Here is a 21,763-nt window from a genome sequence, read left to right on the forward strand (position 1 = left end):
AGTTATCCGTCAGCGGTATTGCTCGTCGGAAACAGGTTCGAGCCAGTCGACGTTCTCGCCGTCCTGCATGTAGCTCAAGGCTATATGCGTCATGGGACTGATCGCGGTCGCTCCGTGCCAGTGCTTCACGCCTGCCGGAATCCAGACCACATCACCAGGATTGATGACGCGCCGCTCCTTGCCCTCTTCCTGGACCCAGCCCTGACCGCTCGTGATGATAAGCATCTGGCCTGCCGGATGGGTGTGCCAGGCCGTCCGCGCGCCGGGAGCGAAGTTCACCAGTCCGGTGCTCGCCCGCGTAATGTCGGTCGGCGGATAGAGCGGGCTGATGATGGCTTGCCCGGTGAAGTTGTCCGCCGTTCCGATCCCGGCCGGCGTGCTGCCGTTCGTGCGGATTTCGATGGTCTCGGCTAGCGCCGGAACGCCGGCCGCGCTTATGGCCGCCGCTGCAAGGACTTTCTTCATGTCCGTCTCCTTCTGCGTTTGCAGCTTTGTTGCTGTTCACGGTGAATGATGCGGGTTTTTCCTACGACCGCGGCAGGGTCTTGATTGCGCGGCGTTCATCCATTGCGCGGCAGCCTTCCGAGCTCAGGAAAGAATTTCGACGCGCAGCGGATGCTCTCCGCGCACCAGAAGCGACGCTGGCCCCTGGTCGAGACGCCCGAGCCGGATCAGGCCGCGCGACCACCGATAGGGACCATGAAACATCGCAAGATTGCCCCAAGGGGCGTAGTAGCAAAGATCGCCAACCGCCTCGTTCCCGAAGCGACCGCCGCCTTCCTCGGTGAGCTTGCGCGGCAGATAGGCGATCTTCTCGTTGGACGAATAGTCGTCGATCGTTAAGTCCAGCGGCAGCGTCGAAACCAGATCGCGCGCGGAAGGATTGTCCTCCAGCGTCACCGTGAAATCCTGATCTGCAAAAACAAATCTCAGGCGCATTGGGGCTCCTTTCGTGCCCGGGGTTATGGACGTCTGACCGCGCACCTAAGAGGGAAGCGCGAAGCTGGCAGCACCTGCCAGCAAGGTGCGGCGCGAAAGCCATGCGGCGTCACGTGTCATTTCAGGGCTCCCAATTGGTGCGGCCATGTCCAAGGTTTCTGGCCCACGGCCGCACCGCTGGATGATACGGCCCTGTTAAGCGGCCAGATGCTGACCGAAGAAGCGCGTCAGCTTTTCGAAGGGAATGAGGTCGACACGTCATAAAGGTCGACGTGACCGGCGCCCTGGACCCAGACCAGTTCCTTCGGCTCGGCTGCCAGTCTGTAGGCTTCCTCGCTGAATTCCTTCGAATGCGCCTGATCGCCGCTGATGAACAGCATCGGGCGCGGCGAGATCGTCTCGATGTCGTTGAACGGGTAGAAGTTCATGAACTTGACGTTGCTGGTCAGCGTCGGCTTCGTCGTGATCTGGTCGGAAACACCCGCCGGGGTAAACTCTCCGCGGGGTGTCCGATAGAAATCGTAGAACTCACGCTGGATGGGATGCGTCGACGCGGTCAGTTCGAGATCGGTCCCGCCCGTATACTGGATTTGGCCGCCTTCGAGTTCGGAGTAGCGCTGCTCGGCGGCCGCCGCGATGATCTGCTTTCGTTGCTCGACGCTTAGCGAGTGATTGAGTGCGTTCCGGTTCGCCGCGCCCATGTCATACATGCTGACCGTGGCGATGGCGCGCATGCGCGGGTCGATCTTGGCAGCGCTGATGACGAAGCTGCCGCTGCCGCAGACACCGATCGCGCCAATGCGGTTGCGGTCGACGAACTCGCGTGTTCCAAGGAAATCCGCTGAACGCCTCGGCATAGACATCCGGCGAAACGATCTGGCGGGCTTCGCCCTCGCTCTCGCCCCAGAAGGGCAGGTCTATGGCCATGGCGACGAAGCCCTGCTCGGCCATTTTGGTGGCGTAGAGGGTCGCGCTCTGCTCCTTCACCGCGCCCATTGGGTGGCCGACGACGATGGCCGGATGACGTGCATTGCGATCGAGGTTTTTCGGGACGAGCAGATTCCCGGCAACATTTGCGTGGTACTGGCTTTTGAAGGCGACCTTTTCGAGCGTCACCTGATCGCTGGTATAGAAATTGTTTGCACCGTTTAACATGTCTTGAGCCTTTGCGAAGGGAAGATTGAAGAGTGACGCCGCACTGAAGGCGGCGACGCCGGCACCGGTCAGCTTCAGAAGCTCGCGCCGGTGGATTTCACGCTTTGACGTTTTCGTATCAGGGCTATTCATAGGCATTTCTGATCTCCTTTAAGTTTGGGTTGGCGTTGAGCCACTCGCGCTGCCTTGGCCAGTCCTCTTCGGGCTTGAGCGGAAGCCGCCCATTGCCGATCAGCGCGATTCCGATGCCAGCCAGAATCACGCTGCCGACGAACGTGGCGGAGATCGTCAGGTCATCCAGCAGCACCCCTCCGACGACCGCGCCCAGAAGGATCGAAGCCTGGATCGCCGCGACCATCAGGCTGCCGGCGGCCTCGGGCGCATCGTCCGCATTTTGCGACATCCATGTCATCCAGATCATCGACATCGCGGTATTCGTCGCTCCCCAGAGCGCAACCTAATGGCTTTGGAATAAGTCGAGTAGCCGTCGAAATCGGCATGGACTTATCGACCGGGTCGAATAATCTGAGCCCGGGACGGCGGAAGGAGTCTCATGACCAGAACCGACCTCAACCAACTGACCTGGTTCCAGGCTGTCGCCGAGGAGCGCAGCTTCACCAGGGCTGCGGCAAAGCTGGGCGTGGCGCAATCGACGCTCAGCCATACGATCAAGCAGCTCGAAGCGCGCATGGGCATCCGCCTGCTGACCCGCACCACGCGCAACGTCGCAACGACGATCGCGGGCGAACGGCTGCTGCAGACGATTGCGCCGCGCATCGCCGAAATCGAAGACGAGATCGCGGCGCTGACGGCGCTCCGCGACAAGCCGTCAGGCTCGATCAGGCTGACCCTGTCCGACCATGCACTCGAAAGCGTGGTCTGGCCCAAGCTCAAGCCGGTGCTTGTCGCCTATCCCGATATCAGCGTCGAACTGATCCTGGACAGCACCTTCCGCAACATCGTTGAGGAAGGCTTCGACGCCGGCGTCCGGATTGGAGAGAGTGTTGAGAAGGATAGGATCGCGGTGCGCATCGGTCCCGACTGGCGTCTGGTAGCCATTGCTTCGCCTGCCTATCTCGCCGCGCATGGTGTGCCCGAGCACCCGCAAGAACTGATCCGGCATCTCTGTATCAACATGCGTCATGAAAGCGCCGGCGGCCTTTACGCCTGGGAGTTCGAGAAGGATGGGCAGGCGCTCCGCGTTCGAGTGAACGGTCAACTGACATTCAATAATACTTATGCCATGATCGATGCGGCGGCCAGTGGATACGGCATCGCCTACGTCCCGGAGAACATCGTCGAGCAGCACATCGCACGTGGCAAACTGGTTCAGCTTCTGGACGATTGGTCGCCGTTTTTTGAAGGCTATTTCCTCTACTATCCGAGCCGTCGTCAAAATCTTCCCGCGTTCAAGGTCATCGTCGATGCGCTACGACATCGGAATTGAAGCGAGGGGATCTAAACCGCTCGATTGGCTCACGCCCTATTTGGGAGGGTTCTAGAGGGCAATAGTGTAGACGTAGTTCTCATCATCACCCAGTGCGGCGCGCCGCGTGGATTCGAACAGCCTTAGACTTAATGGCTGCTATCGGCGAGAGCGGACCTATTCTCTTCAAATTTCGATGTCCGCCTTTTGTGTCAAAAGATACCAAATCCGGCAGCTGGTACATGTTACTCTGACGGACACCTGCCGCGGTTTCCTCCGCTTACCTACAGCGCCGTGCGTCCTCTTGGACGCGCAAAGGACGCTGTAGCACTTTGGTTTTGCGCATGATCCTTTCCGAAAATCGGTTCCGATTTTCGGAAAGGATCATGCGCGGGCTCACGGACCCAAATGTCCGTTCCGCTTCAGTTCTCGAAAACCACGCCATCTGTCTCGTCAGAGCGAATTCTGAGGGCTGTTTCTGGTTTGTTCACATTTCGCTGGCATCGCTGTCCGCCACGGGTAGACTTGGCGGATGGGGGAAACGATTCGCATCATCGGCATCGATCCGGGGCTGAGGCGCACCGGCTGGGGCATCGTCGAGAGCCTCGGCAACTCGCTGCGCTTCGTCGCCTCCGGCACCGTGCGTTCCGAAGACAAGGCGGCGCTGGCGACAAGGCTTTGCCAGTTGCATGACGGGCTTGCCGAGATCCTGCATACCGCCATGCCGCACGAAGCGGCGGTCGAGCAGACATTCGTCAACAAGGATGCGGCCGCGACGCTGAAGCTTGGCCAGGCGCGCGGCATCGCCATGCTGGTGCCGGCGCTGGCCGGCCTGGTCGTCGCCGAATATGCGCCCAACGCCGTCAAGAAGGCGGTGATCGGCGTCGGCCATGGCGACAAGAAGCAGATCCACATGATGGTCAAGGTGCTGATGCCGAGGGCGACTTTCGACACCGACGATGCCGCCGACGCGCTGGCCATTGCCATCTGCCACGCGCATCACCGGCAGAGCGTTGTCTACAGGTTGGCGGCGCTGGGCTAGAGCGACGTGCGTCCATTTGGACGCACAAAGTATGCTCCAGCACTTTTGAATCTACGCGTCGTGCTTTCTGAAAATCGATTCCGGTTTCAGGTCGAGGCGATAAGTGTTCTTGACTTGTTCCCGGAACGGCAATAAGTAATACCTGTGAGGTATTACCATGCGGGTGACAACCAAAGGGCAGGTGACGATCCCGAAAGAGATAAGGGATCGCCTCGGTATCGGCCCTGGCTCGGAGGTGGAGTTCCTACCCACCGAGGACGGCGTCCGCGTTGTTGCGGTCAACGAGAACATTTCCGAAGAAGAGGCCTCTCGCAAATTCAGCCAGTTGCTCGATCAAATGGCCGGTACGTTGGATCTGGGAGGCATGACGACGGACGAATATATGGAGTGGCTGAGGGGTCCACGTGAAGATCTCGACATTGGTTGACACAAATGTCCTGATCGATGTTTGGGGTCCCGCCGGACGGGATACGAAGTGGTCGGCGTCGGCGATCACCCAATGCCGGCGCGATGGCGCGCTCGTTATCAACACAATCGTCTGGTCCGAACTGGCGCCGCTAATAGCGACGGAGGCGGCCCTTCGTAAAGCAGTCGAGACGCTCAAGGTGGAACGCGAACTCTTGCCTTGGGAAGCGGCATTCCTTGCCGGGGTCACGCATTCCCGCTATCGCCGCGCCGGCGGTCTCCGCGAGCGAACGCTGCCGGATTTCATTATCGGAGCCCATGCGGTTGTCGCTGGGCATCGTCTGCTGACGCGCGATGCAGCGCGCTACCGCAGCTACTTTCCGGATCTCGATATCATGTCTCCTGAAACGATCGGCAAGCTAAAATGATCGGCAAGCTCAAAGGCACACTGGACGAAATCGACGAGGATTTCTGCATCATCGACGTGCACGGCGTCGGCTATGTCGCCCACTGCTCGACGCGTACGCTGGCCGGCTTGCCGGCCCCCGGCGAGGCGGTGGTGCTGTTCATCGAGACCTATGTGCGCGAGGACATGCTGCGGCTGTACGGTTTCCAGTCGGTTCTGGAGCGCGAATGGTTCCGGCTGTTGATGAGCAATGTGCAAGGCGTCGGCGCCAAGGTGGCGCTGGCCATCCTGTCGACGCTGGCGCCGGCCGAACTCGCCAATGCCATCGCGCTGCGTGATATTGCCATGGTCAGCCGCGCGCCCGGCGTCGGCAAGAAGGTGGCCGAGCGCATCGTCACCGAACTGAAGAACAAGGCGCCAGCCTTTGCCGGCGCTGCCTCCGGCACCATCGGTCTGAAGCAGGAGCTTGGCGAAGGCGTCGCGCCGGCGCCGATCACCGACGCCGTCTCCGCACTGGTCAATCTCGGCTATTCGCGCGATACCGCCGCCAATGCGGTGGCGGCGGCGCTGAAAAGCGCCGGCGAGGACGCGGATGCGTCGAAGCTGATCCGCTTCGGGCTGAAGGAACTGGCGCGGTGAAACGTTGCCCGAGAAACAAATTCCGACTAGGAACAAGAGCATGGGCGGATATGCGGGCTTGACCTCCAGGGGGCAGCTTAAGATTCCAAAGAAAGTCCGGGCCGAGTTGTCGCTCAAGGCAGGCGATACGGTTGCGTGGACGGTCATGGATGGTCTTCTGATCGGAACGCCGCGCAATCTCGAATTTGCCGACCTCGCTGGATTTCTCGGTGATCCACCTGGTGGGCCTGCCACACTGGAGGAAATCGACGCCGCGGTCGAGGATACTGTCGGTCGCCATGTCGCCGGTGATCGCGATGGAAGTGGGCGCGCCTGATGAGCCTTTCGCCACGCCTCATTGCTCCCGACAAGCGCGGCGAAGATGCCGAGCAGACCTTGCGGCCGCAGACGCTCGGCGATTTTGTCGGCCAGGCGGCGGTGCGGGCCAATCTCAAAGTGTTCATCGAGGCAGCCAAGGGCCGCAGCGAGGCGCTCGACCATGTGCTGTTCGTCGGCCCGCCCGGGCTCGGCAAGACGACGCTGGCGCAAATCATGGCACGCGAGCTTGGCGTCAATTTCCGCTCGACCTCAGGCCCGGTCATCGCCAAGGCCGGCGATCTCGCAGCGCTGCTCACCAATCTCGAAGACCGCGACGTGCTGTTCATCGACGAGATCCACCGGCTCAACCCGGCGGTCGAGGAAATCCTCTATCCGGCGATGGAGGATTTCCAGCTCGACCTGATCATCGGCGAAGGGCCGGCGGCGCGCTCGGTCAAGATCGATCTTGCCCGTTTCACCCTCGTCGCCGCCACCACCCGGCTCGGCCTTTTGACCAATCCGCTGCGCGACCGCTTCGGCATTCCGGTCCGCCTCAATTTCTACTCGGTCGAGGAACTGGAGCAGATCGTGCGCCGCGGCGCCCGCATCCTTGCCATGCCGCTCGGCGACGATGGCGCGCTGGAGATCGCTCGGCGCGCGCGCGGCACGCCGCGCATCGCCGGCCGGCTGCTGCGCCGCGTGCGCGATTTTGCCTCCGTCGCCGGCGATGGTCACGTCGACCGCCAGATCGCCGACGAGGCGCTGACGCGGCTCGAGGTCGATGCGCTCGGCCTCGACGCGCTCGACCGCCGCTATCTCTCGATGATCGCGCGGAATTTTGGCGGCGGGCCGGTCGGCATCGAGACCATCGCGGCAGGGCTTTCCGAGCCGCGCGATGCCATCGAGGACATCATCGAGCCTTATCTGATCCAGCAGGGCTTTATTCAGCGCACGCCGCGCGGCCGCGTGCTGACCGCCAATGCCTGGCGGCATCTCGGACTCGACGCGCCGAAGGATCTGGCGCAGCAGCAGATCAGCCTGTTCCAGGAGGAATGACGAAGTCTGCAGGCGCCCCTCAGCCGCGAATGCTTCTGTGTCTTCGTCGGATCCAAGGTGATGATTGACAAGGATTATAATCCTCATCATGCTACTCATTATCTTAACCAAAGAAGTTCAGTCAAATTTCGATTTGACTTTTTTCAAATAGTATAGCGTTATTTCAGGCACCGCGTAGTATCCGACATTAAGCGCTCACGCATAACTATATGCATTGAAGTCCTGCCTTTCTACGCCGCTGGCAGCGGCGAAGAAGTATATTGTCAATTGTTCAATATGACAGGGGGAAGCTATGATTGCAGCAAGCAGAGTGACCGAGCTTAAGACGGAACCCCGCTACATCGATATCGCCAGACAGGGCGATAGCGATCTCGATGTACTCAAGTTACTTCCTGGAACGTGGACGAATGACCCGGGCATGAAGGGGTGCGGCTGGAATGCGATCGCTTTGCCATTCGCTTCATCGGGCAGCGGGATCGACTACCGGCTCTTGGTCAATCAATATGATGAGGTGCTCAAATTCACTTTGGTGGACAAGGGCGTCAAGAATCGCGGCATCCAGAGGAACGGAACTTCGATCAACACCGACCAGGTCGTGGTCGCACTGGATTACGAGCAACGGATCGAGCAGTTGCTTGCCGACGATTTTCCGGCGAGCGGCCTGCAGGGAGATCCGAACACGACGATTCACCACGAGCCGGGCCTTTGGTTGTTCATGACCAATGAGGCAGAGAAAACCAGCAACATTGGACGCCTTGGGACCATTCCGCACGGCGACTCACTGCTTGCATTGGGTGCGGGCGAGGTCACCAACGGGCCACCGACAATTCCGCCAATCAATGGGTTGCCGATAGGCGTCAATCAGACTCTCACCAGTCCTTATCTGGCGCCCTACAATCATTTTCATCTCGCTCCGTTCAAGGGTGTGGTGGCCGATCCCACCTTTCCGGGTTTCGATCCGGTAAAGCCACATCAGCTTCTTGTCGGCGGCGTTCCGGGAACCGTAACCAGAACGACAAAGCTGCAGGTCAGCACGACTGTCGAGACCGCCGGGATCGTCAATATTCCCTTCATCGTAAGGCAGGCCAACGCGGCCGAAATGATTTCGACTTTCTGGATAATGGAATTGGACGAGCTGACGCCCGCGGGAACGCCGCGCCTCATTCTGCAATATCTGCAAATCGTGCTTCTCGATTTCTTCCCGCGTCGCGATGGTCTGCCGGGCCTGATAAGATGGCCCCATGTCAGCATCAACACGATGGAGAAGGTCGCGGATGCCGACGCAATGAAGACAGCGGCGCCAGCCACGCCCTGATGCAGGTCGCCCAAAAGTGCGCAGCGGTTTTGGGGGCTGCGCAAAATCTCCTCATCCTGGTCAGCTTGCCGGCGTATTTGCGGGCTCTAACGCTTCCGCGGTAGGACCGTCGGTCCCACGAACGACGGGGTTGAGCAATGATCACCAGACGCGGCTTCCTGCGCCTCATCGGCGGTTCCTTCTTATCGGCCGTGTCGCTCAGCGCTTATGCGGTTGGCCTCGAGCCGATGCTGCTGACACATGTAAAGCGCTATTCATTGACGCCGCCAAACTGGCCTGCCGGATTGCGGCTTCGCGTCGTCGCTCTCGCCGATATTCATGCCTGTCGGCCATGGATGACGCCGGAGCGGATCAGGTCGCTTGCCGAACGGACGAACAGCCTGCAACCGGATCTGATTGTCCTGCTTGGCGACTATGCAGCCGGCACACGCCTGGTTACGGACTGGGTGGATTCCTCCGAATGGGCGCCGGCATTGTCAGGCCTGAAGGCGCCGCTCGGGGTGTGGTCAATCCTTGGCAATCACGACTGGTGGGAGGACCTTTCCGCCCAGAAGGCCGGGTTGGGGCCGACGGTGGCGCGCCGGGCGCTCGAGAGCGCCGGCATCCCGGTCCTGGAAAACGATGTGGTGCGCCTGGAGAAAGACGGGCATGGCTTCTGGGTCGCCGGACTTGCGGACCAACTTGCGCTGCGGCCGGGCAAGGCCTGGGGCCGCAGCAGGTTCACAGGACTGGACGACCTGCACGGCACGCTGGCAAAGGTGAGCGACAAGGCTCCTGTTATCCTGCTGGCACATGAGCCGGACATTTTTCCGAAGGTCCCATCACGGATATCGTTGACTCTTTCCGGTCATACCCATGGTGGACAGGTGCGGTTGCTCGGCTTTTCTCCGGTCGTGCCATCCCGCTTCGGCAACCGTTTTGCGTACGGCCATGTCGTGGAGGAGAACCGCAACCTGATCGTCTCCGGAGGCCTCGGTTTCAGCATCCTGCCGGAGCGTTTCGGGATGCGGCCAGAGATTCTGTCGATCGAACTGGGTTCAGCCTGACCGTCAATGAAGTGACTTGACCACGTCCATCACATCGGGCTCGGCCTTGTCGCCATCAAACGCGTCGACGATGCCGAAGGCACCGCCATAGCTCCAGACCGACCACGAGAAGCCGTGGTCTTCGGCCCGCGCGATCATGTCCCTGACATAGGCGGCACGGTATTCGGCCGGCATCACGTAGAGATTGCCGTATTCCTGGCGGATCATGCCGAATTCGCCGAGCGTGATGTTCTCCGGTTTTATCCCGTTGGCCTTTGCCCAGGCCTCGACCCTGGTGAATGGCGCCTCCATCGTCTCGCGCAGCGTCTCATCCGTGTCCAGGTTGGCGACCTGCTCGTCGAGATAGGCAAGCAGGCCGCTCTGGCGCGCCCATGGCGCCTCGGCCTTGATCCTTGCGCGGATCGTATCGAGCGCAGCATCCAGCTGGGCGCGCGGGACGGCGCTGAGCGGATAGGGCAGGCCGGCGACATAGGGGATGAAGTCGCCGGCCCAGGTCGCGCCCTGATGGGTCAGGAGTGAAAGGTCCAGATGATGTTGTCGTCGGGGATCGCCTTCGGATCGATCTTTGCCAGCGATGCCGCATTGGAATAGCAGGCGCCGGTCAGGATCAGGGTGAGCCTGGTGGCTGACGAACGCGCCGCCGCGAACAATTTCTGCTGGCGCTCCGGCCACAGGCCGGTGCCGTCGGCATCGCAGTCGATGACCGGCTCGAAAGCGACCTGGCGCGGATCCTCATCGGCCAGCGTGCGCGCCATCTTGCGCACCATTTCGACATAGGCGTCGAACATTTGTGGATCGTCCAGCACCTCGCCCATGCCGATTTTGCGGCTGCTGCCGCTGGGGATCAGATGCATGTCGACGATCACTTTCAAGCCGGCGCGGTTGATCATGCGCACCGAGCCCAGCACGCTGGCATAGAGTTCGTCGCGCAGCGCCAGCGTCTCGCCGGAAAGGAACGGCGACGGATCGACCGGCATGCGCAGGAAATCGAAGCCGGCGCTCTTCAGCGCCTTGAGGGCGTCGTCGTTGAGGAACTTGCGCCATCCGGGATAGGGCAGGATTGCCCGACGGTCGCCCCACTTGTCCTCGCCCGGCCAGGTCGTCCACTGGTCGAGATTGAGGCCGCGCTTCATCGAAAAACTTCCCGCCTGGCCCGGCAGCACCAGCGCGGCCAGTATAAGCAGCGCCGCCATCAAGGTCTTGATCATCGCCGTCAACAGTGCCATCGGGTTCATGCGCCAAGTTAATGCGTGTCGCCCAAAACTGTGTAGCGGTTTTGGGACAACGACGCGCCCGGAACCTGAACCGCGTCGCGCTTTAGGTGCCCGGTCAGGCCAAAAAAGGAAAGCGCGATGGACGATCATGGTGAATCGGCGGCGCTCTGCACCGGGCTTTCCGGGGCGCTGACCGAATTCGGCCACCGGCTGATGGCGCGGGTCTATTATGCCGACACCGATTTCTCCGGCGTCGTCTATCACGCGCGCTATCTCGAATTCTTCGAGCGCGGCCGTTCCGATTATCTCAGGCTTGCCGGCGTCCACCACACCGAGCTCGCCGACGGCAAGCATGGCGAAAGAATAATTTGGGTGGTGCGGCGCATGGAGATCGACTTTCGCGGCTCCGCCCGCATGGACGATATCCTGACCATCGAGACCCGCACCGAGGACATTTCGGGCGCCCGCATCATCATGGCGCAGCAGCTGAAGCGCGGCGGCGAGGTGCTGGTCGAGGCGCGGGTCGAGGCGGCGATCGTCGGCGAGAACGGCCGGCCAAGGCGCTTTCCGAAGGAATGGATCGCAGCCTTCATGCCCAAGAGAAATCGGTAAGTTCAAATCGGTAGTTCAGATCGGCAAGTTGCCGACCCCAATGATCCGCTGACGATGCCAGCGGCTCGCCTAAAAAGCGCGGCAATGCGCCACGCTGTGCGTCCTAACCCATCCTTAACCATAACGGTTCATGAAGAGACTGGTGAAGATTGGAGGAATCCAGCGCCTTCCTTTCACCAAGATTTGCCCCGAAAAGGCCGCCAACGGTGCATTTTTGGGGTTATACCGCAAGCTGTGTGCGAACGGATAACAAGGGATGCCTAGGGCCAGCCGCCAGCCGTGCCCGGAAAATTCTTAAGGACGTAACCATGGAAAATATCGCACTCGCCGAACCGGGCGCGCATTTGTCGATTTGGGCGCTGTTCACGCAGGCCGGCTGGGTGGTCAAGCTGGTCATGATCGGGCTGCTCTGCGCCTCGATCTGGACCTGGGCGATCATCGTCGACAAGCTTGTCGCCTATGGCCGCATGCGGCTCGCGCTCAATCGCTTCGAACAGGTGTTCTGGTCGGGGCAGTCGCTGGAAGAGCTCTACCGCACGCTCGCTGACCGCAAGACCTCAGGCATGGGCGCGATCTTTGTCGCCGCCATGCGCGAATGGAAGAAAAGTTTCGAGAAGGGGGCGAAATCGCCGCTTGGCCTGCAGACCCGCATCGACAAGGCGATGGACCTGGCGCTGACCCGCGAAATGGAAAAACTGGAAGGACGGCTTGGCTTTCTCGCCACTACCGGCTCGGCGGCGCCGTTCATCGGCCTGTTCGGCACGGTGATCGGCATCATGACCTCTTTCCAGGCGATCGCTGCATCCAAGAATACCAGCCTGTCGGTGGTCGCGCCCGGTATTGCCGAGGCGCTGCTGGCCACGGCAATTGGTCTGCTCGCGGCCATCCCCGCCGTCATCGCCTACAACAAGCTGTCGTCGGACGCGAGCAAGATCGCCGTGCGCATGGAAGGGTTCGCGGACGAGTTCTCCGCCATACTCTCGCGCCAAATCGATGAAAAAGTCGCGCAGAAGACCTGAGGAACAATCATGGGAATGTCTGTAGGCGCAGGTGGCGGAGGACGCGGTGGTCGCGGCCACAGGCGGCGCGGCCGCCATCACGCCATGATATCGGAGATCAACGTCACGCCGATGGTCGACGTGATGCTGGTGCTGCTGATCATCTTCATGGTCGCCGCGCCACTGCTGACGGTCGGCGTTCCGGTCGACCTGCCGGAAACACAGGCCAAGGCGATTGCGGCCGACACGCAACCGATCGAGGTATCCATCAACTCCGCCGGCCAGATTTACATCCAGAAGACCGAGATCCCGATCGAGGAACTGGTGGCAAAGCTGCAGGCGATCTCGAAGACCGGCTATGACGAGCGCATCTTCTTTCGCGCCGACAAGGCAACCAATTATGGAGCGGCTCTGCAGGTCATGGCCCGTGTCCAAGCCGCTGGCTACAAGAATATGAGTCTCATCTCGCTGCAGGAACAGGACCAGTAGACAAGAACATGCGGACCGGCCTCACCACATCGGTGATCTTGCATGCGACGGCGATCGCCTTCGGGCTGTTCACGCTGTCGGCGCCGGCTGCGCTTCCGTCGTCGGAAGTCGAGTCGGTCGCAGTCGAGATCGTGCCGATGGAAGCGATCGCGCAGATACAGAAAGGCGACAAGAAAGCTGCGGTGAGCGAAAAGCCGGCGCCACTGCCGACCCAGCGTCCGGACATCGTGGCCGACGCGCAGACGGTCGGCGACAACAGCGTTGATACCGACAAGCCGCCGACGCCGGATCCCAAGCCCCAGCCGGTCGATAAGGCTGAGGCGCCGCCGCCCGCGCCGACGCCGAAGGAAAAGCCGAAGCCCGAGGACGTGCCGAAACCGAAGGAGCAGCCGAAGCCTGTCCCGGCGACCGAGGTCGCACCGGTGCCGCAGCCGAAGGAAGAGGTCAAGCCCGAGCCGGTCAAGCAGGCGGAGCCAAAACCGACGCCGGCCAAGGAACCAGCGCCGCCGACGCCGCCGCAGGACAAGACCGCCGCCATTGACCCGAAGCCTGAGGTCAAGCCGGACGCCGTCGCCGAAGCGATTGCCAAGGAACCGCCACCCGAGGAGACGCAGCTTCCGGACTCTGCGCCGGCCCCGCAGGCGCGGCCGAAGCCGCAGCCGGCACACGCCGAAAGCGCCAAGGCGCCGGAGCGCAAGGACGCCGACAAGCCGGTCAAGGAAGCGTCGTCCAGGCCGAAGTCGGAAGACAAGCAGTTCAACGCCGACGAGATTTCGGCGCTGCTCGACAAGCGCAAGCCATCAGGCGGCGGCGCCAAGCGTTCGACCCAGCAAGCGTCGCTCGGCGGGGACAAGAATCAGGGCCAGAAGCTTTCGAGATCGGAGCAGGGTGCGTTGGAGGCCCAACTCGGTGGCTGCTGGACCCTGCCGGTAGGGCTCGAGGGTTCGGAGAATTTTATCGTTGTAGTCCGGTTCAACCTCGACGCCTCCGGCAAGCTGGACGGACGGCCATCTGTCGAACAGTCGAGCGGCAACCGCCCGTTCGACGAAAGTGCCGTGCGCGCTGTTCAGAAATGCGATGTGGCCGGCCTGCAGGTTCCCGCAGGCAAACAAGACATCTGGGCCGACGTCCGGGTCACGTTCGATCCGAGGGAGATGCTGGGCTTATGAGCCCGGCGCCCGTAGAATCATTGAAGAGAAGCGAGAAGACATGAAATCCATCCTCAAGCCGCTCCTGATGATCGTAGCGATGGCGCTGGGCATGACTGCCGCCGCCACCTTGCCGGCGCGGGCGCTCGTTGAGCTCAACGTCAACAAAGGCAATGTCGAGCCGCTGCCGATCGCCATCACCGATTTCCAGGGCGGCGATGCGTTGGGTGCGGAGATTTCCGGCATCGTCAGCGCCGACCTGAAACGCTCCGGCCTGTTCGCGCCGATCGAAAAGAGTGCCTTCATCGAAAAGATATCCAATCCGGATGCCGCGCCCCGCTTCGAGGACTGGAAGGTGATCAACGCCCAGGCGCTGGTCACCGGCAGCGTCAGCAAGGAGGCCGATGGCCGCGTCCGCGCCCAGTACCGGTTGTGGGACACCTTTGCCGGCCAGCAGATGTCGGGCGAGCAGTTCTTCGCCAACGACGCCAACACCAGGCGCGTCGCCCACATCATCGCCGACGCCATCTATGAGCGGCTGACCGGCGAGAAGGGCTATTTCGACACGCGCGTCGTCTTCATCGACGAATCGGGTGCAAAGAACGCGCGCAAGAAGCGCCTCGCCATCATGGACCAGGACGGCGCCAATATCCGCTATCTGTCGGACGGGAGGTCGATCGTGCTGACCCCACGTTTCTCGCCAAACCGGCAGGAAATCACCTACATGTCCTATGAAAGCGGCCAGCCGAAGGTCTATCTGCTGCAGATCGAGACCGGGCAGCGCGAACTGGTAGGCGACTTTCCCGGCATGACCTTTGCGCCGCGCTTCTCGCCCGACGGCCAGAAGGTGATCATGAGCCTGCTGCGCGACGACGGCAATTCCAACATCTTCGCCATGGATTTGAGAAGCCGCTCGACGACCAGGCTCACCAACTCGACGGCCATCGACACCTCGCCGTCCTATTCGCCGGATGGCAGCAAGGTGGTGTTCACCTCCGACCGCGGCGGCCGCGCGCAGATCTATGTGATGGGCGCCGACGGTTCTGGCCAGACCCGCATCTCCTTCGGCGACGGCGTCTATTCGACGCCGGTGTGGTCGCCGCGCGGCGATCTCATCGCCTTCACCAAGCAGACCGCCGGCGAATTCCAGATCGGCGTCATGCGCGTCGACGGTTCGGGCGAGCGCATCCTTTCAACCGGCTTCCAGCAGGAGGGGCCGACCTGGGCGCCCAATGGCCGGGTGCTGATGTTCTTCCGCGATTCGGCCGGCGGCCCGAAACTCGTTTCGGTCGATCTCACCGGCCGCAACGAACAGTCGATCCCGACCGCGAATTTCGCATCGGACCCGGCCTGGTCGCCGCTGCTGGAATAGGCTGGAAGGGGAATTGAGGAACTGACGAGTTGAAGAACTGAAGGATGGAGAAGGCAGCGGCCTACATCGAGCACGCGAGGGATTTGGAAGTCTATAAGCGTGCCTATGCAGTTTCCCTTGGGGTACACAGAGCCACGCTTGCTTTTCCGAAATTGGAGCAATACGCGCTCGCCGATCAACTACGTCGTTCCAGCAAGGCGATCTGCGCCAATTTGGCTGAGGGTTTTGCCAAACAGACCCACTCCAAGCCCGAATTCGCACGGTTCATTTCGATGGCGATAGGGTCATGCAGTGAAGTGGAGACGTGGATTTCGTATGCGTTCGATCTGGAGTATATCACCCAGGCGCAACGCGACGAGTGGTTGCAATCCTATGCCCGCATCTACGGAATGCTGGTCAATCTCAGAGAGAAGCTGAGGTGACCTCTTTCCGCAATTCCTCAGTTCCTCAGTTCTTCAACTCTTCAATTCGCTCCTTTCCACAGCTTGGTCGCGTTTCAGCCGCATTTCTGCCTACGGTCCGCGCGCATTGTGGCCTCCTCGGATTCCCCATCTGGTGACCCTCTGGCAAAACGGCTGCGGACGGCAGCCGAAACCAAATTTTAACCGTGTTTCTTGAACGCCGGTTAACCCAAACGTGGTTACTGGACGATCAACGAAATCACTCGAATTGCGAAGGAGAGGCGGCATGGGCCGTATCGCAGCACTTACCAGAAACCCGGCGATGATCGCGCTGGTGGCGTTGCTCGCCATCGCCGGTTGCGCCTCGAAGAAGAACCTGAACAGCGCCGCCGATCTCGGTCTCAGCGGCGCCGGGGCGGCAACGCCCGGATCGGCCCAGGATTTTACCGTCAACATCGGCGACCGCATCTTTTTCGACACAGATTCGTCCTCGATCCGCGCCGACGCGCAGACGACGCTTTCGCGCCAGGCGCAATGGCTGAACCAGTACAGGCAGTATGCCATCGTCATCGAAGGCCATGCCGACGAGCGCGGTACGCGCGAATACAATCTGGCGCTCGGCGCCCGCCGCGCCGCTGCCACCCGCGACTTCCTCGTCGCCAGGGGTGTCTCCGCCCAGCGCCTGAAGACCATTTCCTACGGCAAGGAGCGTCCGGTCGCGGTTTGCGACGACATCTCCTGCTGGTCGCAGAACCGCCGCGCCGTCACCACGATTAGCGGTGCCGGTTCCTGATCGGCAATTTTCCGATCGGCAGAAATGCAACACCTACCTGCGAAAGGCGGCTGCGGCCGCCTTTTTCATGTCCGGTGCCCGGATGTGGGACTTGAAACAAAATTTGGCCGAAGTCCTGCGTCCTTGGTAAGAACCGAGGCGCCTGACGGTCCACTCCGATCGGAAGGCATGCAACAGGCAAACAATCCACGGCGAGAGGCACATGCATTTCAGATCGGTCTTGAGCGGCACGCTTGCGCTGCTGCTCGTATCAAGCGTCGCTGCCCCGGCAGTAGGCAATGAGCAAGGCACAGAAAAAAGCGGTTTTTCCTTCCGCCTGCCGGCGCTCGGCATTTTCGGCGAAAAAAGGAAACCGGATCAGGTGCAATTTGCGCAGGATGGCACCGGCACTACGGCGCTGGAGGAACAGCTCCGGCAAATGAACGGCAAGATCGAGGAGCTCAACTTCCAGGTGCTGCAGATGCAGGAGCAGATCCGCAAGCAACAGGAAGATAACGAGTTCCGCTTCCAGCAGCTGGAAGGCGGCTCACAAGGCGCGCAGCAGCCACGCGAGCAGAAGAAGTCGGACGCCACCACCAACACCGACAGCAGCGTCGCCGAGGCTCCGGCGACGCATGCGCCGGCCGATGCGGGCACACCGCCCGCCGGCGGCCAGGAGGTCATCGTCGAATCACCGACAGGCGAACCCGGCGCGGTGATCCAGGGCACGCCGCCGAAGACGTTCGGCACCATCACCGTCGACAAGAACGGCAATGTGATCGAGGGCAAGACGCAGGCGCATGCGCCGGCGCAGAACACCGCCCCCGTTCCCGGCGACCAAGCTGCCGGCGACCAGGCCGGCAAGTCCGACGATACGGTGGTCGCAGCGCTGCCTGCCACCGACGACCCGGAGGAGCTTTACCGCAATTCCTATCAGTTCATCCTGTCGGGCGACTACGGCACTGCCGAACAGGGTTTTCGCGACCACATCGCCCGCTTCCCCAAGGACGCCAAGACGGCGGACGCGCATTACTGGCTGGGTGAGTCGCTGCTCGGCCAGCAAAAATACCGCGACGCGGCCGAGACCTTCCTCGCCGCCAGCAAGGACTATCCGAAGGCCAAGAAGGCTCCCGACATGCTGCTGAAGCTCGGTGTGTCGCTGGTCGGATTGAACCAGCGCGACGTGGCCTGCGCCACTTTTGGCGAGATCGGCAAGCGCTATCCGAACGTTTCCGGCGCGCTCAAGGAACGCGTCAAGCAGGAAAGGGCGCTCGCGGCGTGTTAGTTTTTCTCTTGCATGTCGTTGTCCCTGCACCGGGGCGACTTTTGGGCGACATGCTTTGACGCCCGAAACCGAGCCTGACCGTTCGGTTTTTTCGCAGATCGACTTTACCAGCGGCGCTGTTGCGGCCGTGTCCGGCGGCAGCGACTCGACCGCCCTTCTCCTTCTCCTCAAAGGTCACCTCGACCGTACCGCGCCGGCAACGAAATTGCTGGCTGTAACGATCGATCACGGTCTGCGGCCGGGCTCGGCAGCGGAAGCGCAAGCCGTGGCGAGGCTTTGCGCCGGGCGCGGCATTGCCCACCGCATCCTGGTCTGGTCCGGCCGCAAGCCATCGACCGGCCTGCCGGCTGCCGCGCGAGAGGCACGCTACCGGCTGCTGGCCGAGGCGGCGCAGGCGGAAGGTATCGGCCTGATCCTGACCGGCCACACGGCCGACGACCAGGCCGAGACCGTGCTGATGCGGCAAGCGCGCCAGGAGGGGGCGCGAGTGGCAGAACGAGGTCTAGCCGGCATGGCACCGGCCACCCTCTATGACTGGCGGATCTGGATCGCACGGCCGCTTCTCCGCACACGGCGTGCTGCGCTGCGCAAAATCCTGCGGCGCGCGAATGTCGGCTGGGCCGAAGACCCGACCAATGAAGACGAGGCTTTCGAGAGGCCGCGTATCCGTGCAGCGCTTGCCGTCCGCAATGGTGCGCGGGAAGACGCGTTGGCGCTGGCCGCGCGGGCTGCGGTGGAGCGCGAGCAGCTTGGCCATCGCGCCGCCGCGCTGATCCGTGGCTTTGCCAGCAGGCCCGCCGCCGGCCTTATCCGTCTCGATCCGGGCTTTGCGACGGCCGGCGATGAGGCGGCGGCCGTCTACGCGCTGCGCGTCCTGCTGGCGACTGTCGGCGGCGTTGCATTTCTGCCCGACCAGGCTCGCAGCGAGGCGCTGCTCAACCGGATGAGGCCCGGACGACTTGGCAAAACCGAATTTTTGGCTGCCCCGTTTTGCGCCACTTTGTCGCGGACGGTGGTCGATGCGCGGCGTGCCGGGATCTTCTTGCGTCGCGAAACCCGCAACCTGCCGCCCGCTGCTCCTGCCGTGGACAATGCCCTTTGGGACGGCCGCCGGAGGATCACATTGGGCGACAAACCGGGTGCATTTTTGATCGCGCCGCTCGGCGCGGCTGGTGCCGCAAAACAGGCAATAGCTGAAAACGGCACGCCGCCGAGCCTTGTCCGCGCGGCTCTGGCGGCCGAGCCGGTGCTGTGGCGCGCAAGCGAACATCCAAGCGATAGCCCGATGTCGCCGGGAATGGCGGTATGCCCGGTCGTCGCGCCCTTTGCCCGCTTCCTGCCGTCCTTCGACCTGGCGCCGGCCGGAACTGTCGCCGCGCTGATCGGCGCGGCGCGACTTCCTGCCACGCCTTTCGGCGGCCACACTGCCGGTTGATGATGGGCGAAAGCTTAACCGCGACATGCTGTTCTGCTTGGCAATGAAGGGCGCCATCCCTATGTTAGGCCTAAGTTTCCTCTCACGACGCGTGTCCGCCAGCGGACACCAACGGGACAATTGATGAATCCGAATTATCGCAATCTCGCGCTCTGGGCGATCATAGCGGTCCTGCTCATTGCTCTCTTCAATCTGTTCCAGACGCCGCAGACGCGCGGAGCAGCGAGTGACGTCCCCTATTCGCAGTTCCTGCAGGACGTCGCGGCCGGCCGGGTCAAGACGGTGACCATCGCCGGCGCCCGCATCTCGGGCACCTATACCGACACCTCTACCGGCTTCCAGACCTATTCGCCGGGTGATCCGTCGCTGGTTTCGAGACTCCAGGACAAGAACGTCACCATCAACGCGCGCCCCGAATCCGACGGTTCCAATTCGCTGTTCAGCTATCTCATCTCCTGGCTGCCGATGATCCTCATCCTTGGCGTCTGGATATTCTTCATGCGCCAGATGCAGTCCGGCTCCGGCCGCGCCATGGGCTTCGGCAAGTCGAAGGCCAAGCTTTTGACCGAAGCGCATGGCCGCGTCACCTTCCAGGATGTCGCCGGCGTCGACGAAGCCAAGCAAGATCTGGAAGAGATTGTCGAATTCCTGCGTGATCCGCAGAAGTTCCAGCGGCTTGGCGGCAAGATTCCGCGCGGCGTGCTGCTCGTCGGCCCTCCCGGGACCGGCAAGACGCTGCTTGCCCGTTCGGTCGCCGGTGAGGCCAACGTGCCGTTCTTCACCATTTCCGGCTCGGACTTTGTCGAGATGTTCGTCGGCGTTGGCGCCAGCCGCGTCCGCGACATGTTCGACCAGGCCAAGAAGAATGCGCCCTGCATCATCTTCATCGATGAAATCGACGCGGTCGGCCGCCATCGCGGCGCCGGCCTCGGCGGCGGCAACGACGAGCGCGAGCAGACGCTGAACCAGTTGCTGGTCGAAATGGACGGCTTCGAATCCAACGAAAGCATCATCCTGATCGCCGCCACCAACCGGCCGGACGTGCTCGATCCGGCGCTGCTCAGGCCCGGCCGTTTCGACCGCCAGGTGGTGGTGCCGAACCCCGACATCGTCGGCCGCGAGAAGATCCTGAAGGTGCATGTGCGCAACGTGCCGCTGGCGCCGAACGTGGACCTCAAGGTGATCGCACGCGGCACGCCGGGCTTTTCCGGCGCCGACCTGATGAACCTCGTCAACGAATCCGCCCTGATGGCGGCGCGGCGCAATAAACGCCTTGTCACCATGGCCGAGTTCGAGGACGCCAAGGACAAGATCATGATGGGCGCCGAGCGCCGTTCGTCGGCGATGACCCAGGCCGAGAAGGAACTCACCGCCTATCACGAGGCCGGCCACGCCATCCTGGCGCTGAACGTGCCGTCGGCCGATCCGCTGCACAAGGCGACCATCATCCCGCGCGGGCGGGCGCTTGGCATGGTCATGCAGTTGCCGGAAGGCGACCGCTATTCGATGAGCTACAAATACATGATCTCGCGCCTCGCCATCATGATGGGTGGCCGCGTCGCCGAGGAGTTCAAGTTCGGCAAGGAGAACATCACCTCGGGCGCCTCCTCGGACATCGAGCAGGCAACCAAGCTGGCGCGCGCCATGGTCACGCGCTGGGGTTTTTCCGACAAGCTTGGCCACGTCGCCTACGGCGACAACCAGGAGGAAGTGTTCCTCGGCCATTCGGTGGCGCGCACGCAGAACGTCTCGGAAGAGACGGCGCAGATCATCGACGCCGAAGTGCGCCGGCTGATCGACGAGGCCTATTCGACGGCGAAATCCATCCTGACCAAGAAGAAGAAGGAATGGATCGCGCTGGCGCAGGGGCTTTTGGAATATGAGACGCTGTCCGGAGACGAGATCAAGCAGCTGATCGCCGGCCACAAGCCGGCCCGCGATCTCGGTGACGACACGCCGCCGAGCCGCGGCTCGGCCGTGCCGAAGTCCGGCAGCCGCCGCAAGAAGGGTCCGGAGCCCGAAGGCGGCATGGAGCCTCAGCCGTCAAGCTAGGGTCCGGCTCAGGAGGTTGATTTCGAAAACGCCGCGGCTCGAACCGCGGCGTTTTTGTTTAGGAGGTGCCGACAGCCGATCGCGACGCGAAAGCCTGCCACCCCCCATCGCATCCGCTCCTATAACGGATTCGGCAAATCTTGAGTTACGAGCGGCGCGCTGCCCTGCCGACCTCTCCAGCTTGGGTTCCTCGCCCACCGCGAAGCGGGGGAGAGGTGGGCGCGCAGCCGCCCGCGCGGGGGGGGGGGGGGGGGGGGGG

The 21,763-nt window shown here is 62.1% G+C and carries 24 protein-coding genes and 1 pseudogene; 19 read left to right on the forward strand and 6 right to left on the reverse strand.

Annotation, left to right across the window (positions count from 1 at the left end; translation table 11 throughout):
- Nucleotides 1-9: 9 nt before the first annotated feature.
- From AC0L16_RS13375 to AC0L16_RS13395, 5 genes are all read right to left on the reverse strand, one after another.
- Nucleotides 10-465, reverse strand: coding sequence for a (R)-mandelonitrile lyase (locus tag AC0L16_RS13375; RefSeq protein ID WP_473621264.1), 456 nt, complete (start codon nt 463-465; stop codon nt 10-12).
- A 123-nt stretch (nt 466-588) separates the two neighbouring features.
- Nucleotides 589-984, reverse strand: a complete 396-nt coding sequence (locus AC0L16_RS13380; protein ID WP_473621265.1) for a cyclophilin-like fold protein — start codon at nt 982-984, stop codon at nt 589-591.
- Between the two features lie 182 nt (nt 985-1,166).
- A complete protein-coding gene (locus tag AC0L16_RS13385) occupies nt 1,167-1,673 on the reverse strand; it encodes an alpha/beta hydrolase (RefSeq protein ID WP_473621266.1) in 507 nt (168 codons plus the stop codon).
- The gene (locus AC0L16_RS13390; RefSeq protein ID WP_473621268.1) at nt 1,642-2,232 is read right to left on the reverse strand and encodes an alpha/beta hydrolase; all 591 of its coding nucleotides are present in this window, start codon (nt 2,230-2,232) and stop codon (nt 1,642-1,644) included. Before AC0L16_RS13390 ends, AC0L16_RS13385 begins: the two co-directional genes overlap by 32 nt.
- The gene (locus AC0L16_RS13395; RefSeq protein ID WP_473621269.1) at nt 2,219-2,521 is read right to left on the reverse strand and encodes a hypothetical protein; all 303 of its coding nucleotides are present in this window, start codon (nt 2,519-2,521) and stop codon (nt 2,219-2,221) included. Before AC0L16_RS13395 ends, AC0L16_RS13390 begins: the two co-directional genes overlap by 14 nt.
- Before the next feature lie 126 nt (nt 2,522-2,647).
- Between AC0L16_RS13395 and AC0L16_RS13400 the strand changes: the two genes are divergently transcribed.
- The 9 genes from AC0L16_RS13400 to AC0L16_RS13440 all read left to right on the forward strand — a co-directional run bounded on the left by AC0L16_RS13400 (nt 2,648) and on the right by AC0L16_RS13440 (nt 9,726).
- Entirely contained in the window at nt 2,648-3,541 is an 894-nt protein-coding gene (locus AC0L16_RS13400) for a LysR family transcriptional regulator (RefSeq protein WP_473621271.1), read from the forward strand.
- A 511-nt stretch (nt 3,542-4,052) separates the two neighbouring features.
- Nucleotides 4,053-4,562, forward strand: a complete 510-nt coding sequence (ruvC, locus tag AC0L16_RS13405) for a crossover junction endodeoxyribonuclease RuvC (RefSeq protein ID WP_473621272.1) — start codon at nt 4,053-4,055, stop codon at nt 4,560-4,562.
- Nucleotides 4,563-4,719: 157 nt separating this feature from the next.
- Nucleotides 4,720-4,989, forward strand: a complete 270-nt coding sequence (locus tag AC0L16_RS13410; protein WP_077375295.1) for an AbrB/MazE/SpoVT family DNA-binding domain-containing protein — start codon at nt 4,720-4,722, stop codon at nt 4,987-4,989.
- Nucleotides 4,967-5,395, forward strand: a complete 429-nt coding sequence (locus AC0L16_RS13415) for a type II toxin-antitoxin system VapC family toxin (protein WP_473621273.1) — start codon at nt 4,967-4,969, stop codon at nt 5,393-5,395. The genes AC0L16_RS13410 and AC0L16_RS13415 overlap by 23 nt, the downstream gene beginning before the upstream one ends.
- A complete protein-coding gene (gene ruvA / locus AC0L16_RS13420; RefSeq protein WP_473621275.1) occupies nt 5,392-6,012 on the forward strand; it encodes a Holliday junction branch migration protein RuvA in 621 nt (206 codons plus the stop codon). Before AC0L16_RS13415 ends, ruvA begins: the two co-directional genes overlap by 4 nt.
- A gap of 40 nt (nt 6,013-6,052) precedes the next feature.
- The gene (locus AC0L16_RS13425) at nt 6,053-6,328 is read left to right on the forward strand and encodes an AbrB/MazE/SpoVT family DNA-binding domain-containing protein (protein WP_473621276.1); all 276 of its coding nucleotides are present in this window, start codon (nt 6,053-6,055) and stop codon (nt 6,326-6,328) included.
- Nucleotides 6,328-7,365, forward strand: coding sequence for a Holliday junction branch migration DNA helicase RuvB (gene ruvB, locus AC0L16_RS13430; protein WP_027152903.1), 1,038 nt, complete (start codon nt 6,328-6,330; stop codon nt 7,363-7,365). The genes AC0L16_RS13425 and ruvB overlap by 1 nt, the downstream gene beginning before the upstream one ends.
- Nucleotides 7,366-7,657: 292 nt before the next feature.
- On the forward strand, nt 7,658-8,680 hold the full coding sequence (locus tag AC0L16_RS13435; protein WP_473621278.1) for a heme-binding protein: 1,023 nt from the start codon (nt 7,658-7,660) through the stop codon (nt 8,678-8,680).
- Between the two features lie 137 nt (nt 8,681-8,817).
- Nucleotides 8,818-9,726 (forward strand): metallophosphoesterase, encoded by a 909-nt coding sequence (locus tag AC0L16_RS13440; RefSeq protein ID WP_473621279.1) that lies wholly within the window; start codon nt 8,818-8,820, stop codon nt 9,724-9,726.
- A 3-nt stretch (nt 9,727-9,729) separates the two neighbouring features.
- Here AC0L16_RS13440 and AC0L16_RS13445 read toward each other — a convergent pair.
- Nucleotides 9,730-10,952, reverse strand: a pseudogene (locus tag AC0L16_RS13445) (glycoside hydrolase family 5 protein).
- A 126-nt stretch (nt 10,953-11,078) separates the two neighbouring features.
- Between AC0L16_RS13445 and ybgC the strand changes: the two are divergent.
- From ybgC to ftsH, 10 genes are all read left to right on the forward strand, one after another.
- A complete protein-coding gene (gene ybgC / locus AC0L16_RS13450) occupies nt 11,079-11,552 on the forward strand; it encodes a tol-pal system-associated acyl-CoA thioesterase (protein WP_473621280.1) in 474 nt (157 codons plus the stop codon).
- Between the two features lie 308 nt (nt 11,553-11,860).
- On the forward strand, nt 11,861-12,571 hold the full coding sequence (tolQ, locus tag AC0L16_RS13455) for a protein TolQ (protein WP_023799988.1): 711 nt from the start codon (nt 11,861-11,863) through the stop codon (nt 12,569-12,571).
- 9 nt (nt 12,572-12,580) lie between these two features.
- Nucleotides 12,581-13,039: an ExbD/TolR family protein gene (locus AC0L16_RS13460; RefSeq protein WP_077375321.1), complete on the forward strand. Its 459-nt coding sequence runs from the start codon at nt 12,581-12,583 to the stop codon at nt 13,037-13,039.
- Nucleotides 13,040-13,047: 8 nt separating this feature from the next.
- A complete protein-coding gene (locus AC0L16_RS13465) occupies nt 13,048-14,208 on the forward strand; it encodes an energy transducer TonB family protein (RefSeq protein WP_473621281.1) in 1,161 nt (386 codons plus the stop codon).
- 67 nt (nt 14,209-14,275) lie between these two features.
- Entirely contained in the window at nt 14,276-15,559 is a 1,284-nt protein-coding gene (gene tolB, locus AC0L16_RS13470; protein WP_473621294.1) for a Tol-Pal system beta propeller repeat protein TolB, read from the forward strand.
- A gap of 44 nt (nt 15,560-15,603) precedes the next feature.
- Nucleotides 15,604-15,981: a four helix bundle protein gene (locus AC0L16_RS13475; protein ID WP_473621282.1), complete on the forward strand. Its 378-nt coding sequence runs from the start codon at nt 15,604-15,606 to the stop codon at nt 15,979-15,981.
- 265 nt (nt 15,982-16,246) lie between these two features.
- Nucleotides 16,247-16,753, forward strand: a complete 507-nt coding sequence (gene pal / locus AC0L16_RS13480) for a peptidoglycan-associated lipoprotein Pal (protein ID WP_027152911.1) — start codon at nt 16,247-16,249, stop codon at nt 16,751-16,753.
- A 202-nt stretch (nt 16,754-16,955) separates the two neighbouring features.
- Nucleotides 16,956-18,017 (forward strand): tol-pal system protein YbgF, encoded by a 1,062-nt coding sequence (ybgF, locus tag AC0L16_RS13485; protein ID WP_473621283.1) that lies wholly within the window; start codon nt 16,956-16,958, stop codon nt 18,015-18,017.
- Between the two features lie 55 nt (nt 18,018-18,072).
- The gene (gene tilS / locus AC0L16_RS13490) at nt 18,073-19,452 is read left to right on the forward strand and encodes a tRNA lysidine(34) synthetase TilS (RefSeq protein ID WP_473621285.1); all 1,380 of its coding nucleotides are present in this window, start codon (nt 18,073-18,075) and stop codon (nt 19,450-19,452) included.
- A gap of 123 nt (nt 19,453-19,575) precedes the next feature.
- The gene (ftsH, locus tag AC0L16_RS13495; RefSeq protein ID WP_023799979.1) at nt 19,576-21,504 is read left to right on the forward strand and encodes an ATP-dependent zinc metalloprotease FtsH; all 1,929 of its coding nucleotides are present in this window, start codon (nt 19,576-19,578) and stop codon (nt 21,502-21,504) included.
- The last annotated feature ends 259 nt before the right edge of the window (nt 21,505-21,763 follow it).

It is taken from the genome of Mesorhizobium sp. WSM4848 (genome assembly GCF_055811375.1).